This is a genomic window from Phenylobacterium sp. NIBR 498073 (assembly GCF_027286305.1).
Taxonomy (GTDB): Bacteria; Pseudomonadota; Alphaproteobacteria; order Caulobacterales; family Caulobacteraceae; genus Phenylobacterium.
In genome coordinates this window covers 3101722-3123369 of record NZ_CP114599.1, presented here as the reverse complement: position 1 = coordinate 3123369, position 21648 = coordinate 3101722, and the positions used below count along the sequence as shown (strand labels likewise).

Below are 21648 nucleotides of genomic sequence, written 5' to 3'. Positions count from 1 at the left end.
TCTCAGGCTTGGGCGAAGGCGACAGACGCCTTCAGCACGTTCGTAAGCACCGCGCGCATGGGCGCAGCTTGGGCGTCGAAGTAGGGCGTCGGCCAGGCGCCGGGCGTCGGCGGATCGGCCGGATCGTCCATGTAGCCGCGGCAGGCGAGCTCCATCTGGATGGCGTGGACGCCGTCGTTTGGTCGACCGTAGTGGCGGGTGGTCCAGCCGCCCTTGAAGCGACCATTGGTGACGCGGCTGAAGGTGCTCGCATCGCACGCCGCCTCGACGCCCGCCGTGAGTTCGGGCGAACAACTCGCGCCCGAATTGGTGCCGAGGTTGAAGTTCGGCAGCTCACCGTCGAACAGTCGTGGAATTCGCGAGCGGATGGAGTGGGCCTCGTAGAGGACCACTTTGGCATGCTGCTTTCGCAGCCTGGCGATCTCCGCCGCCAGAGCCGCGTGGTACGGCTCGAAGTAGGCTGATCGCCGACGCGCGATTTCAGCCTCGTCAGGCGTCGCGCCCGGGTAGAGCGGTTCGCCGTCGAATGTGGTCGTCGGACACAGCTCCGTCGTCGCTTGGCCGGGGTAGAGCGAGGCGCCCGACGGGTCGCGATTTACGTCGATGACGCTGCGGCTGATCGTCGTGCGGACGGTGGTGGCGCCGAGGTCCGCGGCGAAGCCGTAGAGGCGATGGATCCACCAGTCGGCGTCCTTGCGCGCCAGCCACGGCGATTTCAGCTGCGCCTCGATGTCGGCCGGAATGTCTGTGCCAGTGTGGGGAAAGCTCACGATCAGGGGCGCTTCTCCGCGCCGTATCTCCAGCCAGTCCATCAATCGACTCCGGGCAGACCGACAGCGCCCACAGCGGCGATGACGCCGCCCGAGCACACGAGTTCGTTGGCCGCTTGCATGTCAGGATGGAAATGGCGGTCGTCGTCGAGATGTGGCACCTGGGCGCGCAGGCCCGCGCGGACCGCTTCCAGCGGCATGCTCGACGCTAGGGGGGCGTGGAAATCGCAGCCCTGCGCTCCAGCAAGCAGCTCGATCCCCAATACACCGACGACGTTTTCCGCCATCTCCAGCAACCGCCGGGCCCCATGCGCGGCCATCGAAACGTGATCCTCCTGGTTGGCGGAGGTCGGGATGGAGTCGACGCTGGCCGGATAGGCCTTCTGCTTGTTCTCCGACACCAACGCCGCCGCGGTGACCTGCGGGATCATGAAACCTGAGTTCAGACCGGGCTTCGGCGTGAGGAACGCGGGAAGGCCGGACAGGGCAGGATCGACGAGCATGGCGATGCGTCGCTCGGCGAGCGAGCCTATCTCGCAGATCGCCAGAGCGATCATGTCGGCGGCGAAGGCCACCGGCTCGGCGTGGAAGTTGCCACCCGACAGGGCCTCGTCCGTATCGGCGAAGATCAGCGGGTTGTCCGAGACGCCGTTGGCTTCCGTCGCCAGGGTAGCGGCCGCCTGACGGAGGACGTCCAGCGCGGCCCCCATGACCTGGGGTTGGCAGCGTAGGCAGTAGGGATCCTGCACCCGCTCGTCATCCTTCAGATGGGACGCGCGGATCGCCGATCCTTTCATGAGAGCTCTTAAGGCCTGGGCGGTCTGAATCTGGCCGTCGTGGCGGCGCAAGGCGTGGATACGGTGGTCGAACGGCGTGTCCGATCCCTTGGCGGCCTCGGTCGAAAGCGCGCCGGTCACGAGCCCGGTCTGGAACAGCCGTTCGGCTTCGAAGAGCCCGGCGAGCGCGTTGGCCGTCGAAAACTGAGTTCCGTTCAGCAGCGCGAGGCCTTCCTTCGGGCCGAGGACGAGCGGAGCGAGACCAGCTTCGGCCAGCGCCTCATTCGCGGGGCGGCGTACGCCAGCCACGAAGATATCCCCGACCCCGATCATGGTGGCAGCCATGTGGGCCAGCGGCGCCAGGTCGCCGGACGCGCCGACAGATCCTTGCGCCGGCACGACCGGCGTCAGCCCCTTCGCCAACATCGCTTCCAGCAACGCCGTGGTGGCCGGACGAACGCCCGAGGCGCCTTGGGCGAGGCTTGCGAGCTTTAGGGCGAGCATCAGCCGGATGACCGCGACGGGGGAGGGGGCGCCGACGCCGGCGGCGTGCGACAGCACGATGTTGCGCTGTAGGGTCTCGAGGTCGGCAGCTTCGATCCGGACGCTGGCGAGTTTTCCGAACCCGGTATTGATTCCGTAGACGGGCTCGCCCTTTGCAAGGATGCGCTCGACTGCGGCGGCGCTTTGCTCGATCGCCGCGCCTGAGGTCGGATCCAGCCGCACCTCCGCGCCGCGATAGATCGCGCGCCATTCGGCCAGGCTCACGTCGCCGGGGCGCAGCACAACACAGTTCATTTTCCGCTCCACACGCGCGCATGGAGCGGGTTGAACCCCATGCGATAGACAAGTTCGGCTGGGCGCTCGATGTCCCAGATGGCGAGATCGCAGGCCTTGCCGGCCTCCAGTGTTCCGGTTTCGCCGGCCAACCCCAGGGCGCGGGCGGCTTCGCGGGTCACGCCCGCCAGGCACTCATCGACCGTGAGGCGAAACAGCGTAGCCGCCATGTTCATGGTCAGCAGCAGCGAGGTCAGCGGCGAGGTGCCAGGATTGCAGTCCGTCGCCAGGGCGATCGGCACGCCGGCGTCGCGGAGGGCGTCGATCGGCGGCAAGCGCGTCTCGCGGACGAAGTAGAATGCGCCAGGGAGCAGCGTCGCTACGACGCCGGCGCGGGCCATGGCGGCGACGCCGTCCATGTCGAGATGCTCCAGATGATCGGCCGACAGGGCGCGGAAGCTCGCCGCCAGAGCGGTCCCATGCTGGTTGGAAAGTTGCTCGGCGTGCAGCTTCACCGGCAGGCCATGCGCCTGCGCTGCTTCAAAGACGCGGCGGGTCTGGGCGGGCGTAAATCCAATGCCTTCACAGAACGCGTCCACCGCATCGGCCAGCCCTTCCGCTGCGATGGCGGGGAGCATGCGCCCGCAGACCTCGTCGATGTAGCCGTCAGAATCGCCGGCCCATTCGGGGGGCAGGGCGTGCGCGCCGAGGAAGGTGGTGACGATGCGCGCCGGGCGTTTCGTGGCCAGGCGCCGGGCCGCCCGCAGGCACTTGATTTCGTGTTCCAGCGAGAGGCCGTAGCCGGACTTGATCTCGACTGTGGTCGCGCCTTCGGCGATCAGCGCGTCGAGCCGCGGCAACGCGGCCGCCACCAGGGCGTCTTCGTCGGCCGCGCGGGTCGCACGCATGGTCGACACGATCCCGCCGCCGGCCCGCGCAATCTCCTCGTACGAGGCGCCGGCAAGCCGCATTTCGAATTCCTGCGCGCGGTCGCCGCCGAAGACGAGGTGCGTGTGCGGATCGATCAGCCCTGGCGTGATCCAGCGGCCTTCGCAGTCGACGGTTTCGTCCGGAGCGAAAGCGGGGGCCTGTGCGGCTGCGCCAGCGAACAGGATACGGCCGTCTTGCGCGGCGATGACGCCGCCTTCGATCTCACCGATTCCCGGATGCTCGGGCGCCAAAGTCGCCAGCCGGGCGTTGGTCCAGAGCCGGTCGCATCGCATGTTCGCCTCCTTCCCCATCGTCGCCAATATGTATAGACATATGTCCAGGCGAGGAGGCTTGTCCAGTGGCTGATCACTCTCAAACGATCTGGTTCGAAAGCGCGTTGCTTGAGGCCGGTTGGGCGCGGAATGTCCGCTTGACCGTGAGCGACGGGGTGATCGCCCGCGTCGAGGCGGACGTCGCGCGGGCCGCGGGCGAGGATGCGTATGGTTCGGCCCTGCCAGGTCTGCCGAACCTGCATAGTCACGCGTTTCAGCGCGGCATGGCGGGCCTGGCGGAGGCGCGCGGCCCCTCGGCGGACAGTTTCTGGACCTGGCGCGAGGTCATGTATCGGTTCACTGAGCGCCTGCGGCCCGGCGACCTGCAGGCTATCGCGGCGCAGGCCTATGTCGAGATGCTGGAGAGCGGCTTTACGCGGGTCGGAGAATTTCACTACCTCCACCACGATCAGGGCGGGGAGCGGTTCACCAACCCCGCCGAGATGGCGGTCGCGATCGCCGCGGCCGCGGCCGATACGGGGATCGGACTGACGCTGTTGCCGGTGTTCTATGCGCACGCAGGATTTGGCGGGGCGCCGCCGACTGCCGGGCAGGCCCGGTTCATCAACGATCTGGACAGCTTCGCTCGCTTGCTGGACGAGAGCCGCGCCGCGGTCGCGCCGTTGCCCGGTGCGGTGGTCGGTCTGGCGCCGCATAGCCTGCGCGCCGTGACGCCAGAGGAACTTGCGGCGCTGGTCGGTTTGGCCGGCGACCTGCCGATGCACATCCACATCGCCGAGCAGATCAAGGAGATCGACGACTGCTTGGCTTGGTCGGGGGCGCGGCCGGTCGAGTGGCTGCTCGCAAACGCCCCGGTAGGCGCCAATTGGTGCCTGGTTCACGCTACGCACATGACGCCGGCGGAGACCGAGGCGCTGGCGCGCAGCCGAGCTGTCGCCGGTCTCTGTCCCATCACCGAAGCCAACCTCGGCGATGGTCTCTTTCCGGCCGTCGAGTATGCGGACGCCGGCGGGCGCTTCGGGATCGGGTCCGACTCCAATGTCATGATCGACGCGGCCGAAGAACTGCGGCTTCTGGAGTACGGCCAGCGGCTGGCGCGGCGGACGCGCAACGTGCTCGCCCGCGAGGCCGGACGTTCCTCGGGCGCCGACCTCCATCGAGCCGCCGCCGCAGGTGGCGCGCAGGCGCTGGGGCTCCCCGCCGCCGTGCTCGCGGAGGGGGCGCCTGCCGATTTTGTCAGTCTCGACCCGGCTCATCCGGCGCTGATCGCCCGCGCGGGCGATGCGATCTTCGACAGCCTCGTCTTCGCCGGCCGCCGGGATATGGTCGACGGCGTCTGGCGGGCCGGCGCGAAGCTGGTCACTAATGGCCGACATCATCGGCGTGCGGAGATCGCCGCGCGCTATCGTCAGGCCCTGGAGTATGTGCTCGCGTGAACAAGCCCGCTCCCGTCGCCGAGGCTGAAGCCCCGGCCGCCCTGCATCAGCGGATCCGTACCGACATCGAGGCCAAGATTCTCTCGGGTGAATTGGGCCCCGGCGACCGGATACCCTTCGAGCACGAGCTCACAGAACAGTACGGCTGTTCGCGCATGACGGTGAGCAAGGCGATTTCGGCCCTGGCCGAGGCTGGATTGATAGAGCGCCGCCGGCGAGCCGGATCCTTCGTCGCCCGGCCGCGCGTGCACTCCGCCGTGCTCGATATCCCGGACCTGCGCGCCGAGATCGAAGGGCGCGGCCAAGTCTATCGCTTCGAGCTGATCACCTGCGTCCAGCGCGCCGCCGACGGTCCCGACGAAGCCGAGTTGGCGGGCGGACGCACGCTGCTCGTCTTGCGAGGGGTTCACTTCGCTGACGCCCGGCCGTTTTCGCTTGAGGATCGACTGATCAGCCTGCGCGCGGCGCCCGAAGCGGCCCGGGTAGACTTTGCGGAGATTTCGCCCGGGGCCTGGCTTCTAGAGCATATTCCGTGGACCGAGGCCGAGAACCGCATCTCCGCCCTGGCGGTCGACGCCGAGGCCGCGCGGCTTCTGGCCGTGCCGCCGCGGACGGCCTGCCTGGCGGTCGAGCGCCGCACGTGGCGGGCCGGGGTCGGGGTGACGCGGGTGCGGCAGCTGTTTCCTGGGGAGGGCTACGATCTCGTCGCCCGCTTCGGGCCCTCGCGCAGCTAGGCTTGCAAAGGGAGCCAGCGCGGGCGAAATCGAGCTCGTGACGACCCTCCTTTGGTTCCGCAGCGACCTGCGCCTGAGCGACAATCCCGCCCTTGCCGCGGCGCTTGCGCATGGCGGCCCGATCGTGCCGCTGTACATCCTTGATGATGAGGACGCCGGTCGTTGGCGGTCCGGCGGGGCTTCGCGGTGGTGGTTGCACCACTCGCTGCAGGCGCTGGCCGCCGATCTGGCGAAGCGTGGCTCTCACCTGATTCTGCGACGTGGCCCGGCCGAACGCGAGCTTGATCGCGTCGCGGGCGAAGTCGGCGCCCGGACGGTGGTTTGGAACCGCCGCTATGAGCCCTGGGCCGTCTCGCGCGACGAGCGCCTCAAGGTCGCCCTCAAGGGACGCGGGATCACTGCGCGCAGCTTCAACGCCGGCCTGCTGTGCGAGCCGTGGGAGGTGGTGAACGGCAAGGGCGAGCCCTATCGCGTGTTCACGCCGTTCTGGCGGGCGCTGCGCTCCGGCCTCGCCCTTCCGGCGCCGAGCGAGGCTCCTCGGCATATCGCGGCGCCGCAGGTCTGGCCTGCCGGCGAGGCGCTCGGCGACTGGGACCTTACGCCGTCGCGCCCCGACTGGGCGGGCGGCCTGCGCGAGACTTGGACGCCGGGCGAATCCGGCGCGCAGGAACGGCTCGCCGCCTTCGCCGGCCGCATCAGCCTGGCCTATGGCGAGGCTCGCAACCTGCCTGGACGGGAAGGGACTTCGCGCTTGTCGCCGCATCTGCACTTCGGCGAGATCGGCCCGCGCCAGGTTTGGCGCGCCCTGACCGCCGCAGCGTTTGCCGAGACCGGCGATCTGACGCCATCTGGGGTCGAGGTCTTTCTATCCGAGATCGCCTGGCGCGAGTTCTCTCACCACCTGCTCTTTCACGCTCCGGCCCTGCCGGAACAACCGTTGCGGCCGGAGTTCGCGGCCTTTCCGTGGATCCAGGATTCCAAGGGACTGGAGGCCTGGCGCCGCGGCCTGACCGGCTACCCGATTGTCGACGCCGGCATGCGCCAGCTTTGGGCTACTGGCTGGATGCACAACCGAGTGCGGATGATCGTCGCCTCGTTCCTGATCAAGGATCTGCTGATCGACTGGCGTGAGGGGCAAGACTGGTTCTGGGACACCCTGGTCGACGCCGACCTCGCCAACAACGCGGCCAGTTGGCAGTGGGTGGCTGGGTCCGGGGCCGACGCCGCGCCGTACTTCCGGGTCTTCAATCCGGTGACCCAGGGACAGAAGTTTGATCCCAACGGCGCCTATGTCCGTCGCTGGATTCCGGAACTTGCGGCTCTGCCGGATAAGCTGCTGCACGCACCCTGGACAGCCCGGCCGCTGGAATTGGCCGACGCCGGCGTGCGGCTCGGCGTGACCTATCCGGCGCCGATCGTCGATCACGCAAGCGCGCGCGAGCGAGCCCTTGCGGCCTATGCCCTGACGCGCGCCTAGCGCACCGCCGCGACGTCGCGCTGCACCTGCTCCCAATCGGTCATGTAGACGGCCGCGATCAGGCGGGCGAGCGGATCGGTGGCCGGGGCCTTCGCATCCCATACAGCCAGGTTCTCGTGGCGCGCGCCTGAGACGCGGACCAGAAGCGGCCGTTGGCCGGCCCCCCCGAGCCAGGACGAGTCGTGGGCCAGTTCGCGGGCCAGGGCTCTCGGGTCAAACTCGGCTGGCGGCGTCCGATCGGTGACGAGCAGCGCCATGGTCGTGCCCGCGCTCAGCGGCTGCACGCGGCCGTGCGGAGGCCCCGCTACCACGACGTTGCGTCGGGCCATGAAGTCGTAGGGATTGAGTGCGACCTCCAGCACGGCGCCCTCCAGCCAGGGCGTCACGTATCGGCCGTTCTTCTCGATGGTCTTGGGATCGTCCTTGAGGATGCGCTTGGCGTTGAAGGTCAGGTTGGCGGTGACCGGCAGCACGCCTTCCTCCTCGGTGGGCGCGCGGCTGATGTTGATCGCGACGCTGAGGCTGGCCCCATGGATGTCGGCCAGCGATGGTTGGCTCATCAACGCCTTGAAGACGACGTCCAGCCGCCGGCGCAGCAGATCAGCCTGGGGCGCCGGCAGCTTGCCGCCATAGACGCCGTGCACAAACATCGCGGGTGTGGCCGGATAGACGCCGGGCGCGGTTTCCGAGCTGCTGGTCCCCAAGGTCGATCCGGGACCATGGCTGCGCCAGTACTTGAGCAGGTGCGGCGGCGCGTACTTGTCGCTGGCCGGCGTCTGGGCGTGGGCGGCCGCGCCGGTTAGCCACAAGCCGGTCAGGCACAGTACGGCGAGAGCGGTCAGCAGGCGGCGCATGTCGGGCTCCTTCGAACGCCCGACACCTGCCCCATGCGCCTGCCGCCGGCCCGTCGGCTTCGCCCAAAGCCGCCGTTGGCTCGCCCAATCGACGGATCAGAGATCCAGGCCGCTCTCGCGCCGCATCAGCGGATTTTCCATTGGCTCGGCGACCCTGGTCAGCGTGTTGCGGTCGCGATGCTGGAACAGACCCTCCTGGCCGCGCACCGCCAGCATGGTGTCGGAGACGTAGCTCCAGCTCCCATCGTCGTGGAAGGTGATCTCCAGCTGATAGCTGTCCGTCCGGAACGCATGCTCCAGGAACGCCGTCGAGCTGATGCCGTGTTGGGTGTCGCCGCGGGTCGCCTTGACGACGATGCCGGTCTTGGTGGCCGCGCCGCCCGCCAGCGCGGTCTGGCCGCGCGGGATCGCCAGCGACTGCAGGATCAGGCCGGTCGCGGGCTCGTAAAGCCAGTAGCCGACTTGGTCGTGGAACGTCGTCTCTTCGCCCGCGGCGATGATGCGGACGTGATAGCGCAGACCGTAGAACAGCTGCGGTCCGTTGGCCTGCGGATCGATCGGCCGCATGACGATCCGCTCGACGTATTCGCGCTGCTCGGGACCATCGGCCTTGGGATTCACGTCGAGCCCCTTGCGGCCCTCCCAGGTTCCAGCCAGTCGCCGCAGAGGGCCCAGGTTCGCCAGGCCGTCCGGGTCCACGTCCTCCGGCTCGGTGAAGATGTCGTCGGGGAACGGGTTCACGGGCGCCTCCTAGCGTCTGAGTTGCTGGCCCGCCAATGCCAAGCCCTGTCTGCGTCGGTCAAGCGCAGCTGCATTGGAGCGATCCCTGAGAGCTGGCATAAGACGGGGATCGATAGGCTGGGGCGGACGGCGATGGTGGGCGAGTTCATGCGCGAAGGCGGCTGCCGCTGCGGCCAGGTGCGGTTCAAGATATCCGCCCCGCCGCTGATCACCATGGCCTGTCACTGCACCGGCTGTCAGAAGATGACCGCCAGCGCCTTCTCGCTGAGCGTCCTGACACGCAGCGCCGGGTTCGAGGTGACGCAGGGCGAGCCGGTTCTTGGCGGCTTGCACGGCGCGACGCGGCACTTCTTCTGTCCACACTGCAAGAGCTGGATGTTCACGCGGCCCGACGACGCGCCGCATGTCGTCAACGTCCGCACGACCTTGCTGGATGACCCCAGCGGCCTTGAGCCGTTCATGGAGACCATGACCGCCGAGAAACTGCCCTGGGCGGTCACCCCGGCGGTTGAGAGCTTCGAGGGTTTCCCGCCGCCCGAGGCCTACGCGCCGATGATGGCGGCGTTTGCCGCCGGCCGCGCGGGCTAGAGCAATTTCCGATCTGAGTGGATCAGAAATTGCTCATGAATTTTTGAATTTAGGGCATTTTCTTCGCCGAAGCGGTATCCACTTCGGCGGAAAATGCCCTCACGGCCTACTTCGTTCCGATCACCATCGAGTCCGGGCCGACCAGCGGCTGCACCTTGGCGTCGCGGAATCCGGCCTCTCTCATCCAGCCGATGCAGTCGGCGCCGGTGTAGTCGAAGCCGCCATGGGTCTCGATCAGCATGTTCAAGCTCATCAGCAGGCCGAAGGCGTTCTGCCGTCGCGCGTCGTCGATGATCGCGTCGTAGACGATCAGCCGCCCCCCGGCCGGCAAGGCGGCGTAGGCCTTGGCCAGCAACCCGCGCTTCTGGGCCAGGTCCCAGTCGTGCAGGATGTGGCCCATGATGATCACGTCGGCCGTAGGCATGGGATCGGCGAAGAAGTCCCCGGCGGCGAAGCTCACGCGGTCCTGCAGGCCGTTTTCCTTCACATATGCGTCGAACACGGGCTGCACGACCGGAAGGTCGAAACCGGTGCCCGTCAGGTGCGGATGCGCCTGGGCGATCGCCACCGTCGCACCGCCTTGGGCGCAGCCGACATCGACGAACGACTTGACCTCGTTCCACGGAAACAGCGCCGCCATCGCGTGCGCCGCCGGCAGGCTGACCCCGGTCATCCCGCGCAGGAAGCTCTCCAGGATCTCCGGGTCGGAATAGATGACCGAGAACAGGTCTTCGCCGCCGTTCTTGGCCTCGTTCTGCGGCAGGCCGGTCTGCAGCGCCTCGGTCAGCCCGTCCCAGAACCGGTAGAGCCGCTTGTTGGCCATTTCCAGGATGCCGCCGACATAGCTGGGCTTGGCCCGATCCAGGTACAGCGCGGTCTCCGCCGTATTGGCGTAGGCGCCGGCCGCATCCCGGTTCAACACGCCGAGCGCCACCAGCGTGTCGAAGAAATCTCGCGCAGAGCGCGGGTGCAGCTTCAGGCTCCTGGTCAATTCCTCCAGCGATTTGGGACCGCCGCCCAGCTGCGTGAACACGCCCAATTCGACGGCGCTCAGCAGCGCCTTGGAGCCCCAGAAGCCCCAGCCAAGTTGCATGATCCCTTCGGGGGTCACCGCGCGCGCATCGTCCATGCCAGCCTCCTGACGGCTCCGCCCCGCCGGAACGGTCCGCCTGGTCGCCGCCTTTGTCAAACGTCGTTCGTCGAGCGTGTTCGCTGATGCGCGATTTCGGGGTGACCCCGCTCAAGCGAGGGGGCTAAGCTCGGCGCAGTTGGGAGTGCGTCATGCGTTCATATCTGATCGGAGCTCTCACCACGCTGGTCCTGGCCGGATCGGCCGCCGCCGGCTCCTCGGAGTGCTCGCGGACCCTCGATGGGGGCTGGCGCTGTAAGGAGCCGGACGGGCACGTCACCGAGCGGCGTCCGGACGGCGAAGGCGGCGCGCGGACGACCTCTACCGACCCGCGCAAGTGGGGCACGACCGATGGCCACGGCCGCGGGATCACGCCGCCCGACAGCATGATCCGCAATTCGCCGATCCTGCGGCGCGAGGCCTGGGGCCGGGTCACCGATCCATGGGAGCCGCGCAAGGCGCCGGCCCCGTCGCCGGGCGGATGGCGCGCGCCGAGCATCCCCGGTTCCTGACCTAGGGTCCGGACTCAATTGAGCCAGTATGCGTAGGTTGCGGCGAGCAGGACGGCCGAGAGGTAGTTCCTTGCGAGCTTGTCGTAGCGGGTAGCGATGCGTCGGAAGTCTTTTAGCCTGCACCACATGCGCTCGACGCGGTTTCGGTCCTTATAGGCGTTGGCGTCGTAGGGGATTGGAGTTCGGCGAGAGGTGGTGGAAGGGATCACCGCCTCGGCCCCGCGCTCGGCGAGCCGCCTGCGCAGATGGTCGGCGTCGTAGCCTTTGTCAGCCAGGAGCTTCTGGAAGGGGCCTGTGGCCTGGATCAGGGCGTGAGCCATGCTGATGTCGTTGATGTTTCCGGCGCTGAGCAGCAGCACCCTGGGCCGGCCGCGCTCGTCGACCAGGCCATGGATCTTGGTGGTGCGGCCCCCACGCGAGCGGCCTATGGCTTGGAGGAAGGCCCCCCTTTTGCGCCCGCCGCCGACCGGTGCGCCCTGACGTGGGTAGCGTCGATCGCCGCGCCATAGATGCCGGTGTGGCCCGTCAGCGCCTCAAACATCTGCAGCCAGAGCCCCTGGCGGCTCCAGCGGTTGAAACGGTTGTAGACGGTCGTGTAGGGCCCGAACTCCGGTGGGCAATCGCGCCAGCGAGCTCCGCTCTTCAGCATATGGACAATGCCCGAGATCACCCGGCGATCATCCACCCGATGGGCGCCCTTACGACCTCGCGGAAGCAACGGCTCGATCCGAGCCCATTCTTCGTCGCTAAGCCACTGAACCTGCTTCGCCATATCCAAGGCTCCTTCCGGAATCCTTGAATCAGCAACGCCAACGCCGCGCTAGACCCTATTGAGTACAGACCCTAGGGCGCCCAGCCGGACAGGGCCGCCGCCTGCCGGATCCAGTCCGTCATCTGCGCCTCGTCCAGTTCATCGCCTTCATAGATGTCGATCCAACGCCCCTGGCCGCTCTTGGGCGTGCCGCCCGGCGGGATCGGAACCAGCGAGAGGCCGTCGAAGAACGTGACCTTCACGTACTTGGTCAGCACATGGAACGAGACGAACCAGCCGCCGGCCTCCGATCCATAGAACGGCGAGTTCCACCGCACGCCCTTCCGCGCGGTCGGCACGGTCGCCATCACCAACGCGTCCAGCTTCCGGCCGAGCTGGCTCTTCCATCCGGGCATGGCGGCGATATAGGCCTGGACCGGCCCATCGCCGTCGCCCTTGGCGATCTGCGGGTTTCCGCCAGCCAACAGCTTAGGCGAGGTCATGGCGTCAGCTCAGGCTCGTCCGCGCCGTTTAGCGACATAGGGCAGCAGGAAGAGGTAGAGCCCAGTCGGCAGCAGCAGCGCCAGCGGAGCCAGCGCCAGGAAGCCGATCCAGGTTGCAGACGACCCCTGAACCATGGCGACGACGTTGAGGATGACCGCCGCCGTGAAGGCGACGGACACCCAGCGGTGAACGGTGCGGATCCACTTGTTCCAGTCCATTCGCGCCTCCTTTGGTCAGTCGAGCCGGGCCAGAACGTCTTCCAGCGCTCCGAAGTAGCGCGGCCAACCGGCGCTCGCGCCGCGGAACGCCATTTCATTTTCCGGTCCGAAGCCGGCCTGCTCCATGCGCAGTCGCGTGCCGGTCGAGGTCGGCGTCAGCGTCCAGGTGACGACGCTCTCGAGCCCCATGCCGGCCCAGGTGTAGGTCAGCGACGTTGGCGGCTCGACCGCCAGGACCTCGCAATTCACCGCGCCCCATTCGGCGCTTAGGCTGAAGCCGTGGCCCACCACCGGCTGGAAATCGTTCTTCATCAGCCACTCGGCGATCAGGTGCGGCTGGGTCAGGGCCCGCCAAATCTTCTCGGGGGCGAAGGGGATCTCCCGTTCGACGACGACGGTACGGGTTTGGGTCGCGGTGGCGCTCACTGGTCCATCCTCCTGAGCAGATCTTCGAGTTCATCAAACCGGCTTTCCCAGAAGCGGTTCATCTCTCGGGTCCAATCAACCAGTGGGGCCAGAGCCCCGATCTGGGCGCGGTAGTGGGTCTGGCGGCCCTCGGGCCGGTCACGCACCAGCCCGGCCAGCTTCAGCGCCGCCAGGTGCTTGGAGACCGCCGGCTGCGAAACGCCGGCCTGCGCTGTCAGGGCGCCGACCGTCTGTTCGCCGTCACGACACAGCCGTTCGAAGATCGCCCGGCGGGTCGGATCGGCGAGGGTGCGAAAGATCAGGTCCTGGGCTTGTGGCATTCCAATCAATAACTCATTGGCTATGAATTAATCCATATCTATACGGTTATGGATTGGTCAAGGGGCGGCGATCCGTTTTATCGAAAGGTCGCTTGCAGCCAGCCGACCACCGCCGCCTGCAAGGCGATGCGATGGTCGTTGTAGCTGTGGTCCGTCGGAAAGCGGACGCGCGCAGGCTTGGGGCCGCCGGCCGCCTCGATGGCGTCGGCGACGGCCTGGTCGGCCGGCTCGTTCCCGTCGTCCGAGCTAATGATCAGCGCTGGCCGCCCAGCCATCTCGGCGGCGTTGGTCCGCCAGTCCCAGGCCTGGGCGTTGGCGAGCACTTCGTCAGCCAGGGCTGTCGGGGCGGCGTTGGTGAAACGCGCGTCGTCGGTCAGCGCCATGATCGCCTCGGCCATGCCGGTCGGCGTGTCCAGGGTCGCAGCCATGCCGCCGAGATCGGCGGCCGAGATGACGATAAAGCCCGCCACCGGCTCGTCGCCCAGCATCACGGTGTCGAAGCCGCCCATGCTATGGCCCAGCACGATCAGGCGGCTTGCGTCGACCTTGTCGGCGTTGGACGGGTGGCGCAGCCAGGTCAGCGCGGCGCGGGCGTCCTCGATTGTATTGCCGAAACTGAACTGGCCGGGCGCGCCCCAGGCCCCGCGATAGTGGATCGCCATGACGTTCCAGCCTGCGCGCTGGATCGACCGCGCCAGGTCTAGGTTCAGCTCCGTCCCCGGAAATCCGTGCAGCAGCAGGACGCTTGGATGCGGCCCCTTGCCGGCCGCGGTGAACCAGCGGGCAGGCACGTCGACCCCGGCGGTACGATACCGGGTCTGCTGCAGATACGCCGGGAAATCCTTGTCGGGCGTGGGATCGGCGACCACGGCTTGTGGCGGCGGTGTCTGCGCCGCGCCGGTCGAGGCCGGCGCCAGCAGCGCGATCGTCAGCAGCAGGCTCTTCATCCGCAGCTCCCCCTGGGCGGGTGAGACTAGGCGGATCGACGCGCAGTTGTCACCGCCTCAGACGGGCATGGCGGTGGTGTACTTCACCTGGCTCAGCGCGAAGTGAGAGGCGGCGGTCGCCACGTTCGGGTGGTTCAGCACCACGCCCATCAGGAACCGCTCGTAGCCGGCCACGTCGGCCACCACTACGCGCATCAGATAGTCCCACTCTCCGGACATCGAATGGCACTCCATAATCTCCGGCCGGGTGCGCAGGAAGGCCTCGAACTCCTGGCGCTGGGCGGTGGCGTGCGACTTCATCCGCAGTTGGCACATGACGTTGACGCCGCGCCCGACCCGCTCGGCGTCGACCAGCCGCACCGCCTCGCGCAGCACGCCGGCCGCCTCCAGCGCCTTGATCCGCCGCCAGCACGAGGCCGGCGAGGCGCCCACCTGTTCGGCCAGCACCGCATGACTCTGCGAGGCGTCGGCTTGCAGGGCTCGAAGCAACTTCCGGTCAATCTCGTCCAGTTGATGCGTATCTTTCATGAATTGGCTCGTCGATGAAACACTAGGTCAGATGATCTCCAAAACGGCGCGAGATTGAAAGCCGTTCATCGCGGACTGCGCGTAACTTTCTTCTTCGACGAAGGAGGACGCTGCAATGACCGACGTGATCGCCCCCGCGCGCTCGCTGTTCGCTGGGCTGAAGGCCCAGGCGCCCGATCCGCTGCTGTCTCTGATCGCCCTCTATAAGAACGACCCGCGGGCCCAGAAGCTCAACCTTGGCGTCGGGGTCTATCGCGACGCGGCTGGCGATACGCCGGTGTTCGGCGCCGTGAAGGCCGCCGAACGGGCGCTGCTCGAAACCCAGCCCACGAAGGCCTATCTCGGCCCTGAAGGCGACTTCGGCTTCCTGGAAGCCATCGCCCCGGTGGTGTTCGGCGGCGGCGCAGCGGGGGAGGAGCTCTTTGCGGTCCAGACGCCCGGCGGCACCGGCGCCCTGCGCCTGGCGGCGGAGCTGGCCAACGCCGGCACGCCCGGTGCTACGATCTGGATGGGCACGCCGTCCTGGCCGATCCACGCCCCGATCTTCCGCCAAGCGGGCATGGTCGTGGAGACCTTCCGCTATTTCGATCCCGCGACCCAGCGGCTGTGCTTTGACGAGATGATGGCCGCCCTGGCCAAGGTCGAGGCCGGCGATGTCGTGCTGCTGCACGGCGCCTGCCACAACCCGACCGGCGCGGACCTGTCGCTGGCCCAGTGGGCGGAGGTCGCCGCCCTGATGAACGCGCGCGGCGCCGTCCCGCTGATCGACCTGGCCTATCAGGGGCTGGGCGCGGGCCTCGACGAGGACGCCGCCGGCATGCGGCTGGTCATGGAGGGCAGCGAGAGCGCCATTGTCGCCTATTCCTGCGACAAGAATTTCGGCCTCTACCGCGAGCGCACCGGCGCGCTGTTCGTCCGCGCCCGCGGCCATGAGGACGTGGTCCGCTCGAACATCCTGCAACTGGCCCGTTGCGCCTGGTCGATGCCGCCGGACCACGGCGCCGCGGCCGTCCGCGTGATCCTGGAAGACGCTGCCCTGACGGCCCAATGGCGGGCCGAACTGGACGCCATGCGCACGCGTTTGAACCAGGTGCGCGCGGCGCTGGCCGAGGCCGATCCGCGCCTGGAGCCGCTGCGCGACCAGCACGGCTTGTTCGCCCTGCTGCCGCTGAGCCCGGCCCAGGTCGAGGCCATGCGTCGCGACCACGCCGTCTACATGGCCGGTTCCGGCCGCATCAACATCGCCGGCCTGAAGGCCGACACCGTCCAGCCATTCGTGCAGGCGCTGGACGCCTGCCTCAAGGGAGCCGCCTGATATGACCGTGACCCCGGAAAACCCCATCGGCCTCGACGGCTTCGAGTTCGTCGAGTTCACCAGTCCCGATCCGGCCAAGATGGCCGCCCTGATCGAGCAGCTTGGCTTCACGGCCTATTCGAAGCACCCGACCAAAGCGATCGTCCGCTACAAGCAGGGCCGCACCAACCTGCTGGTCAACCAGGAGCCGGCCGGCCAGGCCGCCGACTTCCGCGGCGCCCACGGTCCGTCGGCCAACGGCATGGCGTTCCGCGTCGCCGACGCCAAGGCCGCCTATGAGCTGGCGCTCTCGCGCGGCGCCAAGCCGGCTGACGCCTCGAGATCGGCGCTCTCGGACGCCTACGTGCTGGAAGGGATCGGCGGCTCGCTGCTCTATCTGGTCGATCGCTTCGGCGACAAGGGCACGATCTACGACGCCTGGGAGCAGATCCCGGGAGCGGCGGAAGCCGAGGCCAAGAACGCCGTCGGCCTCGATCTGCTCGACCACCTTACCCACAACGTCAAGCGCGGCCAGATGCGCACCTGGTCGACCTTCTACAACCAGATCTTCGGCTTCGAAGAGCAGAAGTACTTCGACATCAAGGGGCAGGCCACCGGCCTGTTCAGCCAGGCGATGATCGCGCCCGACAAAGCCATCCGCATCCCGCTGAACGAGAGCCAGGACGACAAGTCCCAGATCGAAGAGTTCATCCGCGAGTACAACGGCGAGGGCATCCAGCACCTGGCCTTCACGACCGACAACATCTTCGAGACGGTCGAGGCCCTGCGCGCCCGCGGCGTGAAGCTGCAGGACACCATCGAGACCTACTACGAGCTGGTCGACAAGCGCGTCCCCGGCCACGGTGAGGACCTCGAGCGCCTGCGCAAGAACCGCATCCTCATCGACGGCAATGTCGGCGACGAAGGCATCCTGCTGCAGATCTTCACCGAGAACCTGTTCGGCCCGATCTTCTTCGAGATCATCCAGCGCAAGGGCAACGAAGGCTTCGGCAACGGCAATTTCCAGGCCCTGTTCGAGTCCATCGAACTCGACCAGATCCGCCGCGGCGTCATCAAGGTTGACGCGGCCTAGGTAGACGTGGGGGCGTAAGCCCCCTCAGTCAGCTGGTGGCTGACAGCTCCCCCAGAGGGGGAGCATCTTGGTCTTCAGATCCTCCCCCTCTGGGGGAGGTGGCGCGCGTAGCGCGACGGAGGGGGAAACCGGCCGTGGAGAAAACCATGCCGCTGAACTACATGTCCGGCTTCGGGGGAAGCTTCGAGACGCAGGCCGTCGCCGGCGCGTTGCCGGTCGGCCAGAACTCGCCGCAGCAGACGCCGTTCGGTCTCTTCGCCGAGCAACTGTCGGGCAGCGCTTTCACCGCGCCGCGGCACGAGAACAAGCGCTCCTGGCTCTATCGCCTGCGTCCCACCGCCAGCCACGCGCCTTATCTGCCCTACGACGGCGGCAAGCTGCTGCGCTCGGGGCCGTTCGACGAGGTCGCGGCCAACCCCAATCGCCTGCGCTGGGACCCGCTGCCGATCCCGGCCGAGCCGACCGACTTCGTCGACGGCCTCGTCACCTACGCCGGCAACGGCGACGTCGGGACCTTCGCCGGCATCGCCATCCACCTCTACGTCGCCAACCGCTCGATGCAAGGACGGGTGTTCTATGACGCCGACGGCGAGCTGCTGATCGTGCCGCAGGACGGCGAGCTGCTGATCGCCACCGAACTCGGCCGCCTGGAGCTGAAGCCCGGCGAGATCGCGCTTATCCCGCGCGGCGTGCGCTTCCGCGTCGAGCTGACCGGCCCCACCGCCCGCGGCTATGTCTGCGAGAACTACGGCGCGCCGTTCCGCCTGCCCGAACTCGGTCCCATCGGCGCCAACGGCCTGGCCAACGCCCGCGACTTCCAGACACCCGTCGCCTGGTTTGAAGATCGCGAAGAACCCACGGAAGTCGTTCAGAAATTCCAGGGCGCGCTGTGGAGCACGACGCTGGATCACAGCCCGCTCGACGTCGTCGCCTGGCACGGCACGCTCGCGCCCTGCAAGTACGACCTCGACCGCTTCAACACCATCAACACGGTCAGCTACGACCACCCCGATCCGTCGATCTTCACGGTCCTGACCTCGCCGTCGGACGTGCCCGGCACGGCCAACTGCGACTTCGTGATCTTCCCGCCGCGCTGGATGGTGGCCGAGCATACGTTCCGCCCGCCGTGGTTCCACCGCAACGTGATGAGCGAATTCATGGGCCTGATCCATGGGGCCTATGACGCCAAGGCTGGCGGCTTCGCGCCAGGCGGCGCCTCGCTGCACAACTGCATGAGCGGCCATGGCCCCGATCGCGAGAGCTACGAGAAGGCGGTCGCCTCCAACCTCGCCCCGCACAAGATCGAGAACACCATGGCCTTCATGTTCGAAAGCCGCTGGGTGATCCGTCCGACCCGGTTCGCAACCGAAACCCCGCTGCACCAGCTCGACTACGACGACTGCTGGACCGGCTTCTCCAAGGCGCAAGTTCCCAGCAAATGATCGACGAGACCCACGACCCGGCGCGTACCAGCTGGGTGTCGAGCGCCGAAGGCCACGCCGACTTCCCGATCCAGAACCTGCCGCTGGGCGTGTTTTCGCCGAACGGCGGCGCGCCGCGCGGCGGGGTCGCCATCGGCGACATGATTCTCGACCTGTCGCTGGCCGCCCGCTCGGCGCTGCTGAGCGGCGAGGCCAAGGCCGCGGCCGAAGCGGGCGCCGGCGCGACGCTGAACCCGCTGCTGGGCCTGACGGCTTCGGCCCGCCGGGCCCTGCGTCGGCGGCTGTCGGAGCTGCTGGCCAAGGGCGCGCCCGACCGCTCCGAGGTGGAGACTTGGCTCTATCCGGCTGGGTCCTGCACCCTGCACCTGCCGGCGACCATCGGCGACTACACCGACTTCTACGCCGGCATCCATCACGCCCTGAACGTCGGCCGCCAGTTCCGGCCCGACAATCCGCTGCTGCCGAACTACAAGCACGTGCCGATCGGCTATCACGGTCGCGCCTCCTCGATCCGCGTCTCCGGCGCGCCGGTCCGGCGGCCCAGCGGCCAGAAGAAGGCTCCCGACGCCGAGGCGCCGACCTTCGGCCCGTCTGCGCGCCTCGACCTGGAGCTGGAGCTCGGCGTCTGGATCGGCCAGGGCAATGACCTCGGTCAGCCGATCGCGATCGGCGAGGCCTCGGCCCACATCGCAGGCCTCTGCCTGCTCAACGACTGGTCGGCGCGCGACCTGCAGGCCTGGGAGTACCAGCCGCTCGGTCCGTTCCTGGCCAAGAACTTCATGACCACGATCTCGCCGTGGATCGTCACCAGCGAGGCCCTGGCGCCGTTCCGCATCGCTCAACCGGCGCGGCCTGAAGGCGACCCGGCGCCGATGGCCTATCTGGCCGATGAGGCCGATCAGGCCTCTGGGGCCTACGCCCTCGACCTGGAGGTCTTCCTGGCCACCGCCCAGATGCGCGATCAGGGCCTCGCCCCGGTCCGCCTTTCGGCCAGCGCCGCGCGGCACCTCTACTGGACCGCCGCCCAGATGGTGACCCATCACACCGTCGGCGGCTGCGACCTCAATCCGGGCGACCTCTTCGGCACCGGCACCATCTCGACGTCCGACGACAGCGGCCTCGGCAGCCTGCTGGAGCTGACCCGCGGCGGCGCCCAGCCGATCACCCTGCCCAGCGGCGAGACCCGCACCTTCCTGCAGGACGGCGACGAGCTCTCGATCGCCGGCCATGCACGCGCCGACGGCTATGTCGCCATCGGCTTTGGTCCCTGCACCGGAACCGTGGTCGGGTGAGCGAGGAGACGCCCCAGCTTCCGGCACGGCTGTTCTTCACGCCCGCGGGCGTGAAGCTCGGCCCGCTGGAGCTGATCGCCGACGGCGCGGCGCGCAACTTCGTGCTGCAGATCGGCGAGGGCTTCTTCCACGGCTTCGTGGTCCGCCGCGGCGGAGAGGTGAGGGGCTATGTCGACCGCTGCCCTCACGCCGGCCTGCCGCTGGCCCAGAAGCTCGACGACTATCTGACGCCCACGGGCGACCTGATCGCCTGCTCCTGGCACGGCGCCCTGTTCGACATCGACAGCGGCGCCTGCGTCGGCGGCCCTTGCGCCGGCTCGGCGCTAAGGCCCTGGCCGGTGGTGCTTGCCGACGGCTGGATCCGCACGGCCTAGGCTGGGCGCAGCAAATCTAGGGCCTTTCCGTACTCTCCCAGGCTGGACCGCGCCGCATGCGCCGGGCTAGGTCCTATGCAACGAGACGTAGAGGACGCCCATGACCCAGAACTTCGAGACCCGCGCCATCCACGCCGGCGCCGCGCCCGATCCCACGACCAAGGCCCGGATCACCCCGATCTACCAGACCACGGCCTTCGTCTTCGACGACGCCGACCATGCGGCCAACCTTTTCAACCTCGAAGCGCCGGGCAACATCTACACCCGCCTGGGCAACCCGACGACCGGCGTGCTGGAAGCGCGTCTGGCCGATCTCGAAGGCGGCGTCGCGGCCCTGGCGGTCGGCAGCGGCCACGCCGCGCAGTTCCTGGCCTTTCATTCGCTGATGGAGCCGGGCTGCAACATCGTCGCCTCGCGCAAGCTGTACGGTGGCTCGATCAACCAGCTCGGCCAGTCCTTCAAGCGCATGGGCTGGGAAACCACCTTCATCGACAGCGACAACCCGGCCGACTACGCCGCCGCCATCAACGACAAGACCCGCGCGGTCTTCGTCGAGTCGATCGCCAATCCGGGCGGGGTGATCACCGACATCGCCGCCATCGCCAAGGTCGCTCATGACGCCGGCGTGCCGCTGGTCGTCGACAACACCCTGGCGACCCCCTACCTCTGCCGGCCGTTCGAGCACGGCGCTGACATCATCGTCCACTCGCTGACTAAGTTCCTCGGCGGGCACGGCAACTCGATGGGCGGGGCGATCATCGACTCCGGCCGCTTCGACTGGGCCGCCTCGGGCAAGTTCGGCTACCTGTCGCAGCCCAATCCCAGCTACCACGGCAAGGTCTTCACCGAAGCCTTCGGCCCGGCCGCCTTCATCGTCGCCTGCCGCGCGCTCGGCCTGCGCGACCTTGGCCCGTCGATCTCGCCGTTCAACGCCTTCATGATCCTGACCGGCATCGAGACCCTGCCGTTGCGCATGCAGCGCCACGCTGACAACGCGCTGGCGGTCGCCAAGTGGCTAGAGGCCAACGACAAGGTCGCGTGGGTTTCCTATGCTGGCCTCGACGGCAATCCGTACAACGCGCTGGCCAAGCGCTACACGCCGAACGGCGCCGGCTCGGTGTTCTCGTTCGGGCTCAAGGGCGGCTACCAGGCCGGGGTCAAGCTGGTCGGGGCGGTGAACCTCTTCTCGCATCTGGCCAATCTCGGCGACACCCGCAGCCTGATCATCCACCCGGCCTCGACCACCCACCGCCAGCTGGATGAGAAGGACCAGATCGCCGCCGGCGCCGGTCCCGACGTCATCCGCCTGTCGGTCGGCATCGAGAACGTCGCCGACCTGATCGCCGATCTCGACCAGGCCTTCACTGCGCTTTGACCGAAACTGGGCGCGCGCGACGCAAAGCGCGTGCGCGCCCTTTCAATTGGTCCAAGTTGGGGCGGGG

23 protein-coding genes and 1 pseudogene are annotated in these 21648 nt (G+C 68.0%); 11 read left to right on the top strand and 13 right to left on the bottom strand.

Annotation, left to right across the window (positions count from 1 at the left end; all coding sequences use genetic code 11):
• Positions 1-2: 2 nt before the first annotated feature.
• From hutG to hutI, 3 genes are read right to left on the bottom strand one after another with little or no spacing between them, the layout of a single operon-like run.
• Positions 3-815, bottom strand: coding sequence for an N-formylglutamate deformylase (hutG, locus tag O4N75_RS15665; RefSeq protein WP_269626408.1), 813 nt, complete (start codon positions 813-815; stop codon positions 3-5).
• Positions 812-2356 carry a histidine ammonia-lyase gene (gene hutH / locus O4N75_RS15660; RefSeq protein ID WP_269626407.1) on the bottom strand — a complete coding sequence of 515 codons (1545 nt, stop codon included), beginning with the start codon at positions 2354-2356 and terminating at the stop codon, positions 812-814. Before hutH ends, hutG begins: the two co-directional genes overlap by 4 nt.
• Positions 2341-3546: an imidazolonepropionase gene (hutI, locus tag O4N75_RS15655; protein ID WP_269626406.1), complete on the bottom strand. Its 1206-nt coding sequence runs from the start codon at positions 3544-3546 to the stop codon at positions 2341-2343. Before hutI ends, hutH begins: the two co-directional genes overlap by 16 nt.
• A gap of 65 nt (positions 3547-3611) precedes the next feature.
• Between hutI and O4N75_RS15650 the strand changes: the two genes are divergently transcribed.
• The 3 genes from O4N75_RS15650 to O4N75_RS15640 are packed head-to-tail and all read left to right on the top strand — an operon-like array spanning position 3612 to position 7193.
• Positions 3612-4982, top strand: coding sequence for a formimidoylglutamate deiminase (locus O4N75_RS15650; protein ID WP_269626405.1), 1371 nt, complete (start codon positions 3612-3614; stop codon positions 4980-4982).
• Positions 4979-5716 (top strand): histidine utilization repressor, encoded by a 738-nt coding sequence (gene hutC, locus O4N75_RS15645; RefSeq protein ID WP_269626404.1) that lies wholly within the window; start codon positions 4979-4981, stop codon positions 5714-5716. The genes O4N75_RS15650 and hutC overlap by 4 nt, the downstream gene beginning before the upstream one ends.
• 37 nt (positions 5717-5753) lie before the next feature.
• Positions 5754-7193 carry a deoxyribodipyrimidine photo-lyase gene (locus tag O4N75_RS15640; RefSeq protein WP_269626403.1) on the top strand — a complete coding sequence of 480 codons (1440 nt, stop codon included), beginning with the start codon at positions 5754-5756 and terminating at the stop codon, positions 7191-7193.
• On the opposite strand, the gene O4N75_RS15635 is transcribed toward O4N75_RS15640, so the two are convergent.
• Together O4N75_RS15635 and O4N75_RS15630 are read right to left on the bottom strand one after the other, a co-directional pair.
• The gene (locus O4N75_RS15635; RefSeq protein ID WP_269626402.1) at positions 7190-8047 is read right to left on the bottom strand and encodes a hypothetical protein; all 858 of its coding nucleotides are present in this window, start codon (positions 8045-8047) and stop codon (positions 7190-7192) included. The genes O4N75_RS15640 and O4N75_RS15635 overlap by 4 nt on opposite strands.
• Positions 8048-8143: 96 nt before the next feature.
• Entirely contained in the window at positions 8144-8788 is a 645-nt protein-coding gene (locus tag O4N75_RS15630; protein ID WP_269626401.1) for a heme-binding beta-barrel domain-containing protein, read from the bottom strand.
• 132 nt (positions 8789-8920) lie between these two features.
• On the opposite strand from O4N75_RS15630, the gene O4N75_RS15625 reads away from it, so the two are divergent.
• Entirely contained in the window at positions 8921-9376 is a 456-nt protein-coding gene (locus tag O4N75_RS15625; RefSeq protein ID WP_269626400.1) for a GFA family protein, read from the top strand.
• Positions 9377-9482: 106 nt separating this feature from the next.
• Here O4N75_RS15625 and O4N75_RS15620 read toward each other — a convergent pair whose 3' ends face one another.
• Entirely contained in the window at positions 9483-10505 is a 1023-nt protein-coding gene (locus O4N75_RS15620; protein WP_269626399.1) for a methyltransferase, read from the bottom strand.
• Positions 10506-10657: 152 nt separating this feature from the next.
• On the opposite strand from O4N75_RS15620, the gene O4N75_RS15615 reads away from it, so the two are divergent.
• On the top strand, positions 10658-11017 hold the full coding sequence (locus O4N75_RS15615; RefSeq protein ID WP_269626398.1) for a hypothetical protein: 360 nt from the start codon (positions 10658-10660) through the stop codon (positions 11015-11017).
• A 14-nt stretch (positions 11018-11031) separates the two neighbouring features.
• On the opposite strand, the pseudogene O4N75_RS15610 reads toward O4N75_RS15615, so the two are convergent.
• From O4N75_RS15610 to O4N75_RS15580, 7 genes and pseudogenes are all read right to left on the bottom strand, one after another.
• A pseudogene (locus O4N75_RS15610) lies at positions 11032-11789 on the bottom strand (IS5 family transposase).
• A gap of 71 nt (positions 11790-11860) precedes the next feature.
• Positions 11861-12271, bottom strand: coding sequence for a DUF1801 domain-containing protein (locus tag O4N75_RS15605; RefSeq protein ID WP_269626397.1), 411 nt, complete (start codon positions 12269-12271; stop codon positions 11861-11863).
• Between the two features lie 9 nt (positions 12272-12280).
• Entirely contained in the window at positions 12281-12490 is a 210-nt protein-coding gene (locus O4N75_RS15600; protein ID WP_269626396.1) for a hypothetical protein, read from the bottom strand.
• Between the two features lie 15 nt (positions 12491-12505).
• Entirely contained in the window at positions 12506-12916 is a 411-nt protein-coding gene (locus tag O4N75_RS15595; RefSeq protein WP_269626395.1) for an SRPBCC domain-containing protein, read from the bottom strand.
• A complete protein-coding gene (locus tag O4N75_RS15590; RefSeq protein ID WP_269626394.1) occupies positions 12913-13236 on the bottom strand; it encodes a metalloregulator ArsR/SmtB family transcription factor in 324 nt (107 codons plus the stop codon). The genes O4N75_RS15595 and O4N75_RS15590 overlap by 4 nt, the downstream gene beginning before the upstream one ends.
• 77 nt (positions 13237-13313) lie before the next feature.
• Positions 13314-14183: an alpha/beta fold hydrolase gene (locus tag O4N75_RS15585; RefSeq protein ID WP_269626393.1), complete on the bottom strand. Its 870-nt coding sequence runs from the start codon at positions 14181-14183 to the stop codon at positions 13314-13316.
• 57 nt (positions 14184-14240) lie between these two features.
• Complete coding sequence (locus tag O4N75_RS15580) at positions 14241-14711, bottom strand: Lrp/AsnC family transcriptional regulator (protein ID WP_269626392.1); 471 nt, start codon at positions 14709-14711, stop codon at positions 14241-14243.
• A 115-nt stretch (positions 14712-14826) separates the two neighbouring features.
• Between O4N75_RS15580 and O4N75_RS15575 the strand changes: the two genes are divergently transcribed.
• From O4N75_RS15575 to O4N75_RS15550, 6 genes are all read left to right on the top strand, one after another.
• Entirely contained in the window at positions 14827-16026 is a 1200-nt protein-coding gene (locus O4N75_RS15575) for an amino acid aminotransferase (protein ID WP_269626391.1), read from the top strand.
• Between the two features lies 1 nt (position 16027).
• Complete coding sequence (hppD, locus tag O4N75_RS15570; RefSeq protein ID WP_269626390.1) at positions 16028-17098, top strand: 4-hydroxyphenylpyruvate dioxygenase; 1071 nt, start codon at positions 16028-16030, stop codon at positions 17096-17098.
• Between the two features lie 146 nt (positions 17099-17244).
• Positions 17245-18540, top strand: a complete 1296-nt coding sequence (gene hmgA / locus O4N75_RS15565; RefSeq protein ID WP_269626389.1) for a homogentisate 1,2-dioxygenase — start codon at positions 17245-17247, stop codon at positions 18538-18540.
• Positions 18537-19832, top strand: coding sequence for a fumarylacetoacetase (gene fahA, locus O4N75_RS15560; RefSeq protein ID WP_269626388.1), 1296 nt, complete (start codon positions 18537-18539; stop codon positions 19830-19832). The genes hmgA and fahA overlap by 4 nt, the downstream gene beginning before the upstream one ends.
• Positions 19829-20206 carry a Rieske (2Fe-2S) protein gene (locus O4N75_RS15555; RefSeq protein ID WP_269626387.1) on the top strand — a complete coding sequence of 126 codons (378 nt, stop codon included), beginning with the start codon at positions 19829-19831 and terminating at the stop codon, positions 20204-20206. The genes fahA and O4N75_RS15555 overlap by 4 nt, the downstream gene beginning before the upstream one ends.
• 100 nt (positions 20207-20306) lie before the next feature.
• Entirely contained in the window at positions 20307-21581 is a 1275-nt protein-coding gene (locus tag O4N75_RS15550; RefSeq protein ID WP_269626386.1) for an O-acetylhomoserine aminocarboxypropyltransferase, read from the top strand.
• Positions 21582-21648 lie beyond the last annotated feature (67 nt).